The organism is Ancylobacter sonchi (assembly GCF_018390695.1).
GTDB classification, from domain to species: Bacteria; Pseudomonadota; Alphaproteobacteria; order Rhizobiales; family Xanthobacteraceae; genus Ancylobacter; species Ancylobacter sonchi.
In genome coordinates this window covers 389460-401831 of sequence record NZ_JAHBGF010000036.1, presented here as the reverse complement: position 1 = coordinate 401831, position 12372 = coordinate 389460, and the positions used below count along the sequence as shown (strand labels likewise).

Sequence of the window (12372 nt, the reverse complement as noted above, 5' to 3'; positions counted from 1 at the left end):
ATGACCTCGACCGCTCCGCGCCTCGATATTCGCGCGCTGCCGGACTTCCCGATGGTGGAGGCCGGCGACGACCTCGCCGGTCTGGTGCTCGACGGGGTGGCGCGGCTGGGGCTGGCGCTGGCGCCGCACGACGTGGTGGTGCTGGCGCAGAAGGTGGTCTCCAAGGCCGAGGGGCGGCTGGTCCGCCTCGCCGACGTGACGCCATCCGAGCGGGCGTTGGCGCTGGCCGGCGAGGTGCGCAAGGACCCGCGCCTCGTCGAGCTGATCCTCACTGAATCCGTGCGGGTGGTGCGGGCCCGGCCGGACGTGCTGATCGTCGAGCACCGGCTGGGGCTGACCATGGCCAATGCCGGCATCGACCAGTCCAATGTGCGCCACGCCGATGGCGAGGTGGCGCTGCTGCTGCCGCTCGACCCCGACGCCAGCGCGGCGCGGCTGCGCGAGGAGATCGCGCGGCGCAGCGGCGTGGCGCCGGGTATCGTGATCAATGACAGCTTCGGCCGGCCGTGGCGGCGCGGCACAACCGGCATCGCCATCGGTGCCGCCGGCCTGCCTTCCATGATCGACCGGCGCGGCGAGACGGACCTTTACGGCCGCACGCTGCGCGCCACCATGATCGCCTATGCCGACGAGATCGCGGCATCCGCCTCGCTGGTGATGGGGCAATCGACCGAGGCGACGCCGGTGGTGCTCATGCGCGGTCTGGCATGGACCGCCGCCGACAACCCGGCCGCAACGCTGATCCGCGCGCCGGAGGAGGATCTGTTCCGGTGAGCGCCGGGCGGGGAGCCGGCGGTATCTGGGCGGTGGTGCCGGTGAAGCCGTTCGGCCTCGCCAAGCAGCGCCTCGCCCCGGCGCTGGGCGCCGAGGCGCGGGCGCGGCTGGCGCGGGCGATGCTGGAGGACGTGCTGGCGGCGCTGCGACAGGCACGGGAACATGCCGACGCACTGGCGGGGACGCTGATCGTCTCGGCCGAGCCGGCGACCGAAGAACTCGCCCGCGTGTTCGGCGCCGAACGGCTCGCCGAGACCGAGGCCACCGGGCTGAACGCGGCGCTGGAGCGGGCGGCACAATACCTCGTGCGGCGCGGCGCCGCCGGCCTTTTGGTGCTGCCCGGCGACCTGCCCGGCCTGTCCGGGGCGGAAGTGGCGCGGCTGATCGGCGCCCATCCCGCCGGCCGCGCGGTGAGCCTCGTCGCCGCCCATGACGGGCAGGGCACCAATGCGCTGCTGGCGACGCCGCCGGATGCCGTTCGCTTCCATTTCGGGCCGGGGAGCCTCGCCGCGCATCGGGCGGCGGCGCGGGAGGCCGGCGTGGCCGCGTTCGTGCATGAGGCCGGCGCGCTGCCGGGGATCGGCTTCGATGTCGACGCGCCGGACGATCTCGCCCGGCTCGGCGGCCTGCCGGCGTCAGGGCGGACGCGGGCGGTTCTGGCCGGTGCCGCGCCGCCCGGCGGGGAATAGGCAGCCTCGGGAGGCGTCATGGCGAACATCGTTCTCGTGCACGGATCGTTTCATGGCGCCTGGTGCTGGCAGAAGCTGCTGCCGCTGCTGGAAGTGCGCGGCCACGCCGTGCTGGCGCCCGACCTGCCGGCGAGCGGCGGCGACGACGCGCCGCCGGAGACCGCCGATCTCGACAGCTACGCGACGCGCATCTGCTGGGCGATCGACCAGATGCCGGACGATGTGCTGCTGGTCGGCCATTCCATGGGCGGCATCGTCAGCGCGCAGGCGAGCGAACGCCGCGCCCACCGGCTAGCGGGCTGCGTCTATGTGAACGGCCTGCTGCTGACCGACGGGGCGAGCCGCTTCAGCTTTCTCGACGCGCATGCCCATCTCGGCATCGCGAGTTCCGTGCAGGCCAGCATGCAGGTCTCGGAAGACGGACTGGCCGCCACCTTCCCGGCCGCGGCAGCCCGCGAGGTGTTCTACAATTGCTGCGCGCCGGAAGACGCCGAATGGGCGGCCGGGCGGCTGACCCCGCAGCGGACGAAGGTGTTCTCCGATCGGCTCGCCCTCAGCTCCGCCGGCTTCGGCCGGGTGCGGCGCTTCTATGTCGAGGGGCTGCAGGACCATGCCATCCCGCTCGCCTATCAGCGCGCCATGACCGCCGAGACGCCCTGCGAAGCGGTGTTCACCCTCGAGGGCGACCACTCGCCCTTCCTCTCGGCGCCGGAAGCGCTCGCCGGGATCATCGACGGGGTGGCGGCGCGGACCGGTGCCTAAGCACGGCGTATCCGGCCTCGACCGGGCGCACATTCTGGCGGCAAGGGCTGCCTCTTGGCTGCTTTTTTAAGCAGATGTTCAACGGCGAAACCGGGTTTCGCGGCCCTGTCGGCTAGAGTGTCTATACACCAGCACACTTTGGCACAGAACTTGGATTGTTCATCGGCATAGCCATTGGAGTGCCGGATGTCGTCCATCGCCTTTGAGTCGGTCTTCAAGCGTTACGGGGAGGTTGATGCCGTAAAGGAACTCAACCTCGCCTGTGGCGCCGGGGAGATGCTCGCTTTGCTGGGGCCTTCGGGCTGCGGCAAGTCGACGACGCTGAAGATGGCGGCGGGCATCGAGAGCGTGTCCTCCGGCGAAATCTGGTTCGGCGACAAGCCGGTGTCGCGCCTCGCGCCCGGCGAGCGCAACATCGCCATGGTGTTCGAGGATTACGCGCTCTACCCGAACATGACGGTGTGGGAGAATGTCGGCTTCCCGCTGAAGGTGCGCGGCATTTCCGGCCAGCCGGCTTCCGAGCGCATCGGCGAGGTGCTGCAGCTGCTCGGGCTGCGGCAGATGGCGGACCAGCCCGTGCGCGGCCTCTCCGGCGGGGCGATGCAGCGCGTCTCCATCGGCCGGGCGCTGGTGCGCGACCCGGAAGTGATCCTGTTCGACGAGCCGCTGTCGCATCTCGACGCCGACCAGAAGGTACAGCTGCGCGCCGAGATCAAGCGGCTGCAGAAGCTGCGGCAGGTGACCTCCATCCTCGTCACCCACGACCAGACCGAGGCCATCGCCATGGCCGACCGGGTGGCGGTGATGAATCACGGCGTGCTGCAGCAGGTGGGGGCGCCGCAGGACCTCTATGAGCGCCCGGCAAACCTGTTCGTCGCCAATTTCATCGGCGAGCCGCCGATGAACCTGATGAAGGCCGCCTATGCCGGCAACCGCATCGTCGGCGAGGGCTGGGAAGTGACGCTGAGCACGGCGCGGCGGGTCAAGCTGCCCGACGGCGCCATCGTCGCCGGCATCCGCCCCGAGCATGTGACGCTGCTGCCGCCGGACGCGGCGGGGAGCGCGGCGGCGCGCGGCACCATCACCTATCGCGAGCCGCGCGGCGATGCCGACGTGCTGACCGTCATGCTCGACGCCGGCACCGGCACCGGCGGCAAGCTGGTGGCGGAGATCGCCGGTCCGTCGGACTGGCGGGCGGGCGACAAGGTGGCGGTCGCGCTCGATGTCAGCCGGCTGCTCGTCTTCGATGCCGCGAGCCAGAAGAACCTGGAGGTGGCCCCGTGAACGCTCCCGTGAACGCCCCCTTGCGCATGTCCACCCATAACGGGCTGATCGCCCGCGGCATTTCCAAGAGCTTCCCGTCCAAGGGGCAGCCGCACAAGGTGCTGGCCGAGATCGGCATCGAGGTGAAGCCGGGCGAACTCCTGGCGCTGACCGGCCCTTCCGGTGCCGGCAAGACCACCTTCTGCCGCATCCTCGCCGGGCTGGAGCGCCCGGATGCCGGAGCGGTCGAGCTCGGCGGGCGGGCCATGGCCGAAGTGCCGGCCGGCCAGCGCGGGGTGGCGCTGATGTTCGAGAGCTACGCGCTCTATCCCCACCTCACCGTGCGCGGCAACGCGCTGTCGCCCTTGCAGGCGCCGGGCGGCCGGCTCTCGCCCGCCGATGCCGAGAAGCGCGTCGACGAGGTGCTGGAGCTCCTGGAGATCCGCCACCTGCACGAGCGGCTCCCCGGCGCGCTGTCCGGCGGGCAGAAGCAGCGCGTGGCGCTGGCCCGCCTGCTGGTGCAGTCGCCCTCGCTCTACCTGCTCGACGAGCCGATCTCGCATCTCGACGCCAAGCTGCGCCACAAGCTGCGCGGCGAGATTCGCCGCCGGCTCTCCGGGCTGCCGGTGCCGACCATCTGGTCGACGCCGGACGGCATGGAGGCGCTGTCGGTCGGCGACCGGGTGGCGGTGATCGACCATGGCCGCCTCGAACAGCTCGGCACGCCGGAGGAGATCTGGCTGAAGCCTGCCAGCACGCGGGTGGCCAAGCTGCTCGGCGATCCGCCGATGAACCTGATCGACGGCGAGCTGAGCCGCGAGAACGGCGCCGTCGTCTTCGCCCGCCGCGCGCTCAAGGTGACGCTGACCGGCGCGCTGGCGCGGGCGGCGGAGCGGGCCAGCGGGGCAGGGGTGACGCTCGGCGTGCGCCCCGACGCCATCGGCTTCGCCGCGCCGGACGCGTCGGATGCGGTGCCGGCCGAGGTCTATTCCAACGAGCCGTTCGGCAAGCACGCGATCGTCACCATCGATCTCGGCAGCCTGCTCGCCAAGGTGAAGACCTCGATGGCGCAATCGCAGGCGCTGGGCGCGGATGGCGGCATCGGCCGGAGCGTCGGCCTCACATTTCCCGTCGAAGGGATGGTGCTCTTCGACGGGGCGACGGGCCGGGCGCTTTCCGGCGACTGACGACGAACCTGCATAAGCCGCTAACGGCAAAACAGAGGGAAAGAGCGACAATGCGTAAAATCTGGTGCTTCGCCGCCGCCTTGGCGGCAACCACGGCACTCACCGTGCCGATGGTGGTCTCCTCCGCCCAGCCCGCCATGGCGCAGGATGCCGGCTTCTATGCGAAGGCGGGCGCGCCCTACAAGGGCACCACCATCCGCGTGCTGGACGAGATCACGCCGCTGCAGGAGACGCTGTCCAAGATCGTGCCGGACTTCGAGAAGGAGACCGGGATCAAGGTCGAGTGGGAGCTGCTCAACCATTTCGAGGTGATCAACAAGGGCCAGGCCGACATGCTGTCCGGCCGTGGCCATTACGACGCCATCATGCTGCACGGCGCCCAGCTCGGCCCGATGCTGTCGGCCGACGTGATCATGCCGCTCGACAAGTTCGTCGCCGATCCCAAGCTGTCGGACCCCGGCCTCAACGCCGCCGACTTCATCCAGGCGCCGTACAAGACCACCGCCTTCAGCGCCGGCAAGCAGTACGGCTTCATCAACTGGAACTACAACCACGTCTACTGGGCGCGCGCCGACCTGCTGAACAACCCGGAGGAGAAGGCGGCGTTCAAGGCCAAGTACGGCTATGAGCTCGCCCCGGCCAAGACCATCGAGCAGATGCGCGACATCGCCGAGTTCTTCACCCGCAAGAAGGGCGAGAAGCTGGCCGGCGTGCCGCTGACCAGCGATTTCTACGGCATCGTTCTCGAAGGCATCAAGGGCGGCTCGACCTTCTCGAACCTCTGGGTGAATTTCATCGAGAACTATGGCGGCGACCTGCTCGACAAGGACGGCAAGCCGGCCTTCGACAGCCCGCAGACCGTCGCCGCGCTGAAGATGTGGCGCGAGCTGTGGACCTTCGCCCCGCCCGGCATCGCCGAATATTCGCTGGTCGACGTGCCGACCGTGATGGGCAACGGCATCGCCGCCCAGTCGCTGGCCTGGTCGGACTTCGTGCTCGGCATCGACAAGCCCGGCGTGTCGCCCTACGCGGGCAAGTTCGTCTACGCCCCGATCCCGGCCAAGGCCGGCAACGAGGCGCACCGCCATGCCGACGCCGAGCCGTCGGTCACCGTGATCAGCGCCGCCTCGAAGAACCCCGAGGCGACCTTCCTGTTCCTGCAGTGGCTTGCCGACAAGAGGCAGCAGGACAAGCTGATCGAGATCGGCCAGGGCGGCGTGCCGATCCGCGAGAGCTCGTGGGCGGCGCCGGCGATCAAGGACAGCACCAACCCGACGCTGTTCGCGGCGATGAAGTCCTCGCTCGACGTCGCCACCGCGCGGCCGAAGATGGAGAAGTACCCGGAGATCATCGACGCCATGAGCGGCATCGCCCAGGAAGTCGGCCTCGGCAAGATGACCCCCGAGCAGGGCGCCAAGCAGGGCCAGGCGGCCCTGGAGAAGCTGTGCGGCGGCAAATCCTGCACGCTCTGATCGCCTGAGCGCCGGGAGCCCTGCGCTTCCGGCGCCCCGTTACGGCCGGCGCCCCCAACCGATCAGCCGGCCGCCTGCCGGGACGCGTGCCCCCGCGTCCCGGCCCTTCTTCCCGACAGGCATGACCACGCAGAAAGACGGACAGGCAGGATGGCGAGCGCAAGCGAGACGATGACGGCGGCCGCGCCGCAGGGTGCGGGGATGCGCGAGCGCGCCTGGTACCCCTACCTGCTGATCGCTCCCTCGATGATCACCCTGGTGGTGGTGTCGCTGGCGCCGTTCATCTACGCCATCTATCTCAGCTTCCACGAGGCGAAGTTCGGCCGGGTGCGCGACTTCGTCGGCTTCGACAACTACATGACGCTGCTCACCGACGAGCGGTTCTGGAACTCCATCGGCGTCGCCACGACCTTCGTGTTCATCGCGGTGCCGATCGAGTTCATGCTCGGCCTGATCGGCGCGCTGGTGCTGAACCAGAATGTGCGCGGGCGCTCGATCCTCATCCCGCTCTTGTTCATGCCGACCATGATGGCGCCGATCGTCGTCGGCCTGCTGTGGAAAATCATGCTCGCCGGCTCGTGGGGGTTCTTCTCCTACAACGTGCTGGAGCGCTTCAACATTCTCGGCGAGACCTCGATCTTCGCCTCGCCGGACCTGGCGCTCTACGCGCTGATCTTCGTCGATATCTGGCAGTGGACGCCGTTCATGATGCTGGCCTTCTTCGCCGGCCTGCAGGCGCTGCCGCTCGGGCCCTACCGCGCCGCGGCGGTGGACGGGGCCAACCCGGTGCAGATGTTCTTCCACATCACGCTGCCGATGATGACGCCGCTGCTCGCGGTGATCGGCCTCCTGCGCTTCATCGACGCCTTCAAGGTGTTCGACACCATCTACATCCTGACCAATGGCGGGCCGGGCATCACCACCGAGACCCCCTCCATCCTCGCCAACAAGATGACCTTCGAGTTCTGGAATATCGGCGAGGCCTCGGCGCTGGCGGTGCTGGTGTGGATCGCCTTCTTCGCCTTCTGCTCGATTTTCTACCAGGTCGCCAAGAAGCGCCTGAACGCGTTCTGAGGGGAGTTTCACCATGGCCGAAGCCGCAAGCCGCCCCGAAGGATCGCGCGGTCTGTTCTGGACCACGCTGGTCATCGTCTACGCCGCCATCATGCTGTTCCCGATCTTCTGGATGGCGTCGATGATGGTGAAGCCGAACGACGCCATGTTCGCGCGCCCGACACAGTGGCTGTTCGTGCCGACGCTCGACCATTTCTCCTATGTGATCGAGCAGGGCTTCCACTGGAGCCTTCTGACCTCCTTCCTGCTGTGCACGGTGTCGACGGCGCTCGTCGTGATCATCGGCACGCCGGCCGCCTACGCGTTCGCGCGCTTCGAGATGAAGGGCAAGGACGATCTGTTCCTGTTCATCCTCGGCTCGCGCATGGCGCCGCCGGTGTGCCTCGTCATCCCGTTCTACCTGATCTACGCCAAGGTCGGGCTGCTCGACAGCTTCCTCGGGCTGACGCTCGCCTACATGACCTTCAACCTGTCCTTCTACGTCTGGGTGCTGCGCTCCTTCTGCCGCGACCTGCCGGTGGAGCTGGAGGAGGCGGCGGCGCTGGAGGGCTGGTCGAAGGTGCAGATCTTCCGCCGGGTGGTGTTCCCGCTGCTGCGCAACGGCATCGTCGCCACCAGCGTGCTGTGCTTCATCTTCGCCTGGAACGAATTCCTGTTCGCCTTCATGCTCGGCGGCAAGTCGGTGACGACGCTGCCGGTCTCCATTCCCAAACTCATCACCAGCCAGGGCGTGCGCTGGGGCGAGATGGCGGTCGTCGGAATGACCGCGCTCATCCCCGTCCTCGCCGTGGTGTTCGTGCTGCAACGTCACATCGTGCGCGGGCTGACGCTCGGCGCCGTCAAGGGCTGAGGAAAACACGATGGCGGAGCATTACCTGCCGGCGCAGCCGGGAACCGTGAACTGGGGCAAGTGGGACGCCACCCTGCCGCCGGCGCTGACCATCAAGTCCGGCGACCGGGTGGTGATCGACACCCTGTCCGGCGAGCCGGAGGACCTGCCCGACTTCGCCGCCACCGGCTTCACCCCGGTGCCGGGGCACGAGGAGGTGATGGCGAGCATCCATCGCGGGCCGGGGCCGCATCTGCTCACCGGGCCGATCTTCGTCGAGGGCGCCGAGCCGGGCGACGTGCTGGAAGTCCGGCTGTTGGACATCGCCTTTCGCGCGGACTGGGGCTGGAACATCCAGCTGCCTTTCCTCGGCACGCTGCCGGAGGATTTCCCCGAGCTGCGGCGCATGCACATCCCGCTCGACCGGGCCCGCAACATCGCCACCCTGCCTTGGGGGCAGGAATTGCCGCTCGAACCGTTCTTCGGCAATTTCGGCGTGGCGCCCAAGCTCGAATGGGGCCGGCTGTCCTCCACCGAGCCGCGGGTGTTCGGCGGCAACATGGACAACAAGGAACTGGGGGTGGGCACCACCACCTATTTCCCGGTCTTCGCGCCCGGCGCGCTGTTCTCGGCCGGCGACGGCCACGGCCGGCAGGGCGATGGCGAGGTGTGCATCACCGCCATCGAGACCGCGCTCACCGGCACCTTCGAATTCCATGTCCGCAAGGACATGAAACTCACCACGCCGCGCGCCGAGAAGGCCGATGAGTGGATCACCATGGGTTTCGATCCCGATCTCGACGACGCGGTGAAGGAAGCGCTGCGCGACATGATCGTGCTGATCTCCGAGCATTCCGGGCTTTCGGCGCAGGACGCCTATACGCTGTGCTCGCTCTGCGCCGATCTGCGCGTCACCCAGACGGTGGACGGCAACAAGGGCATCCACTGCGTGCTGCCCAAGAAATTCCTTCCCGCGCGGCGCTGAGGACCATCCGATGAAGAAGACGCGCTTCGGCATCTTCATGCCGCCGTGGAACTCGCCGCCGACGCAGAACATCACCACCTCGCTCCAGCGCAACATGGAGACGATCCAGTGGATCGACGCGCTCGGCTATGAGGAGGCGTGGGTCGGCGAGCACCATTCCGCCGGCAGCGAGATCATCGCCGACCCGATGGTGTTCCTCGCCCATGTCGGCGCGCTGACCAAGAACATCAAGCTCGGCACCGGCATCGTGCCGCTGCCCTATCACAACCCCTACCATGTCGCCGACCGGATGATCCTGATGGATCATTTGCTGCGCGGGCGCTTCATGGCCGGCTTCGGGCCGGGCGGGCTGCCGAGCGACGCCTCGATGTTCGGGCTCGACCCGCGCCAGCTGCGCCCGGCGCTCGACCACGATCTCGGCGTGCTGATGAAGCTGCTCACCTCGCTCGACCCGGTGAGCGCCGAGACCGACCGCTATAAGCTGGTCGACGCCTTCTGCCAGGTGGCGCCCTACAGCGACCCGGTGTTCGACGTCTGCGTCGCCGCCACCCGCTCGGAGGCCGGGCCGCGCATCGCCGGCAAGCACGGGCTGGGCCTGCTCTCCACCGGCGTGATCTCGCCGAAGGAAGGCATGCCGGCGCCGCCGCTGCACTGGGACGTCTATGCCGAGGAGGCGATCAAGCACGGCCATGTGCCGGATCCCTCGCGCTGGCGGCTCGTGGTCAATGTGCACGTCGCCGAGACCCGCGAGCAGGCGGTGGCCGACATGCGGCACGGCTTCGACGCCTTCTGCGAATACACCCAGAAGACCATCGCCATGCCTTCGATCACCGCGGTGGGCGACACGTTCGAGGAGCGCATCGCCTGGATGAACGAGACCGGCATCGGCGTCATCGGCACGCCGGACGACGCGGTCGCCTTCCTCAAGCGCCTCGCCGGGCGCGCCGGCGAGTTCGGCTGCTTCCTGATGCTGGCGCATGACTGGGCCAACCGCGAGGCGACGCTGCGCCATTACGAGCTGTTCGCCCGCCACGTCATCCCGCATTTCCAGCCGACCCGCGAGCGGCTGCTGATCGCCGAGGAGCGCTCGCGCGCCAGCCATGCCGCCGATCTCGTCAAGAATGCCGCCGCCATCAATGCCTGGCTGCCGCCGGGCGAGCAGCTGCCGGCGAACTGAGGAACCGTGCCGATGAGCGAAACCGCCCTGCCGACCGCCTACAAGGACCCGAAGATGCCGCCGCCGGTCGACGTGCCGGAGGGGCCGGAGTGGGTGGGCATGCTCAAGGTGTTCGACGCCCATGCCGCCGAGACGCTGGTCAGCGCGGCGCACACGCTCTACCCGCACCAGACGCTGCCCGAGCGGGTCTATCGCCGCACCATCGTTGCCTTCGACGCGCTGGCGGCCAAGATGCCGGCGGTGGCGCAGGGCTTCGCCGAATTCGTCGATCTGGTCGACGGCGCCATGCCGGTGCCGTTCCGCGAGCTGTCCGAGAGCTACCGCGTGAACACGCTGAAGGCCATCGAGGCGACGGCGGCCTTCCGGCTGGTGCAGCGCTCCACGGTGCGCTTCCTCTATGACGATCTCGAAGTGTGGCAGGCCTTCGGCTACGAGGGCGCCGCCGTGCAGCTCGGCGGCTATGTGAATCGCGGCTTCAACGATCTCGACTGGCTGCCCGAACCGCCTCCCGGCATCTGACGGCTCACCGCACACAGGTACGCATGATGACACAGTATGAGCTCGATGATTCCGGCGTCGTGGTGATCGTCGGTTCCGGCGCCGGCGGTGGCACGCTCGCCCATGAATTGACCAAGCGCGGCGTCAAGGTGGTGCTGCTGGAGGCCGGCAAGCACCTCACCCCGGACGATTTCGTCAATGACGAGTGGGGCGGCTACGAGATGCTGTCCTGGCTCGACAAGCGCACGGCGTCCGGCACCTGGCGCGCCGCCAAGGACCATCCGTTCTCCCCGAGCTGGAGCTGCCAGGTGGTGGGCGGCACCACCAGCCACTGGTCGGCCTGCTGCTACCGCTTCATCGAGGACGAGTTCCGCGCCAAGACGCTCTATGGCGAACTTCCCGGCACCAGCCTGATCGACTGGCCGTTCACCGTCGCCGACATCGAGCCCTATTATGAGCTCGCCGAGGCGAAGATGGGGGTGACGCGCACCAACGGCCTGCCCGGCCTGCCGGCCAACAACAATTTCAAGGTGATGTATGCCGGCGCCAAGGCGCTGGGGCTGAACATCTCCACCGGCCGGCACGCCATCAACTCCATCCCCTATGACGGCCGCCCGGCCACCATCCAGGACGGCTTCACCATCACCGGCGACAAGACCGGCTCGCGCTGGTCGACGCTGAATGTCGAGATCCCGCGCGCGCTCGCCACCGGCAAGCTGGAACTGCGCCCGCAGTCGCGCGTGACCTTCATCGAGCATGACGATGCCGGCAAGGCGTCCGCTGTCGTTTATGTCGACGCCGCCGGCGTGACGCATCGCCAGAAGGCGCGCGCGGTGGTGGTGGCGGGCAATTGCGTCGAGAGCTCGCGGCTGCTGCTGCACTCGAAGAGCGCGCGCTTCCCGGACGGCCTCGCCAATGGCTGGGGCCATGTCGGCCGGCACTATCTGCGCCACATCATCCAGACCGTGTGGTCGATCTTCGACAAGCCGGTTCACATGCACCGGGGCGAGATCATGGCCGGCATGATCGACGACTATGTCCGCCACGATCCCGCGCGCGGCTTCGCCGGCGGCTACTATATCGAGATGAACTCGATGGGCCTGCCGACCACCGCCGCCTTCCTGGAGCCCGGCTGGTGGGGCCGCGACTTCGTGTCGGTGATCGAGCAATACCGCAACATGGCCGGCATCTTCATGTCCGGCGAGGACATGCCGCAGCCCGGCAACCGCATTACCCTGACCGACGAGCTCGATGCCTTCGGCGTGCCGGTGGCCAACATCCACTATGACGACCACCCCAACGATTTGAAGCTGCGCTCGCACGGCTACAAGACGCTCTCCGCCATCCACGCGGCGGCGGGGGCGAAGCGCTCCATCGAGGCGCCGTCCTATCCGGCGAGCCACAATCTCGGCTCCAACCGCATGGCGGCCAAGGCCGAGGACGGCGTGCTCGACAGCAATGGCCGGGCGTGGGAGGTGCCGAACCTGTTCATCTCCGACGGCTCGACCTTCTCCACCGGCGGCGCCTGCAACCCGACGCTCACCATCGTGGCGCTGGCGATCCGCCAGGCCGACTTCATGGCGAAGCAGATGGCGGCCGGCGAGCTGTGAGGCGTCGGACGGCTGCCCTGCGGCCGGCGACGATGTAATGAGACCCACGGCC

Annotated in this window: 12 protein-coding genes; all 12 read left to right on the top strand. The window is 68.4% G+C overall.

The window, feature by feature from the left end:
- The 12 genes from cofE to KHC28_RS22585 all read left to right on the top strand — a co-directional run bounded on the left by cofE (position 1) and on the right by KHC28_RS22585 (position 12320).
- Positions 1-774 carry a coenzyme F420-0:L-glutamate ligase gene (gene cofE / locus KHC28_RS22640; RefSeq protein ID WP_214010613.1) on the top strand — a complete coding sequence of 258 codons (774 nt, stop codon included), beginning with the start codon at positions 1-3 and terminating at the stop codon, positions 772-774.
- Positions 771-1463 carry a 2-phospho-L-lactate guanylyltransferase gene (gene cofC, locus KHC28_RS22635; protein ID WP_312893314.1) on the top strand — a complete coding sequence of 231 codons (693 nt, stop codon included), beginning with the start codon at positions 771-773 and terminating at the stop codon, positions 1461-1463. The genes cofE and cofC overlap by 4 nt, the downstream gene beginning before the upstream one ends.
- Before the next feature lie 18 nt (positions 1464-1481).
- A complete protein-coding gene (locus KHC28_RS22630) occupies positions 1482-2225 on the top strand; it encodes an alpha/beta fold hydrolase (RefSeq protein WP_214010611.1) in 744 nt (247 codons plus the stop codon).
- A 186-nt stretch (positions 2226-2411) separates the two neighbouring features.
- Positions 2412-3509 (top strand): ABC transporter ATP-binding protein, encoded by a 1098-nt coding sequence (locus KHC28_RS22625; RefSeq protein ID WP_214010610.1) that lies wholly within the window; start codon positions 2412-2414, stop codon positions 3507-3509.
- Positions 3506-4675, top strand: a complete 1170-nt coding sequence (locus KHC28_RS22620; RefSeq protein WP_312893313.1) for an ABC transporter ATP-binding protein — start codon at positions 3506-3508, stop codon at positions 4673-4675. The genes KHC28_RS22625 and KHC28_RS22620 overlap by 4 nt, the downstream gene beginning before the upstream one ends.
- 50 nt (positions 4676-4725) lie before the next feature.
- Positions 4726-6147 carry an extracellular solute-binding protein gene (locus KHC28_RS22615; RefSeq protein ID WP_214010609.1) on the top strand — a complete coding sequence of 474 codons (1422 nt, stop codon included), beginning with the start codon at positions 4726-4728 and terminating at the stop codon, positions 6145-6147.
- A gap of 150 nt (positions 6148-6297) precedes the next feature.
- Positions 6298-7221, top strand: coding sequence for a carbohydrate ABC transporter permease (locus KHC28_RS22610; protein WP_246565106.1), 924 nt, complete (start codon positions 6298-6300; stop codon positions 7219-7221).
- A gap of 13 nt (positions 7222-7234) precedes the next feature.
- Positions 7235-8071: a carbohydrate ABC transporter permease gene (locus KHC28_RS22605; RefSeq protein ID WP_214010608.1), complete on the top strand. Its 837-nt coding sequence runs from the start codon at positions 7235-7237 to the stop codon at positions 8069-8071.
- Positions 8072-8081: 10 nt separating this feature from the next.
- Positions 8082-9035, top strand: a complete 954-nt coding sequence (locus tag KHC28_RS22600; RefSeq protein WP_214010607.1) for an acetamidase/formamidase family protein — start codon at positions 8082-8084, stop codon at positions 9033-9035.
- Between the two features lie 10 nt (positions 9036-9045).
- Positions 9046-10212 carry an LLM class flavin-dependent oxidoreductase gene (locus tag KHC28_RS22595; RefSeq protein ID WP_214010606.1) on the top strand — a complete coding sequence of 389 codons (1167 nt, stop codon included), beginning with the start codon at positions 9046-9048 and terminating at the stop codon, positions 10210-10212.
- A gap of 12 nt (positions 10213-10224) precedes the next feature.
- On the top strand, positions 10225-10731 hold the full coding sequence (locus KHC28_RS22590) for a hypothetical protein (RefSeq protein ID WP_214010605.1): 507 nt from the start codon (positions 10225-10227) through the stop codon (positions 10729-10731).
- 26 nt (positions 10732-10757) lie between these two features.
- The gene (locus KHC28_RS22585) at positions 10758-12320 is read left to right on the top strand and encodes a GMC family oxidoreductase (protein WP_214010604.1); all 1563 of its coding nucleotides are present in this window, start codon (positions 10758-10760) and stop codon (positions 12318-12320) included.
- Positions 12321-12372 lie beyond the last annotated feature (52 nt).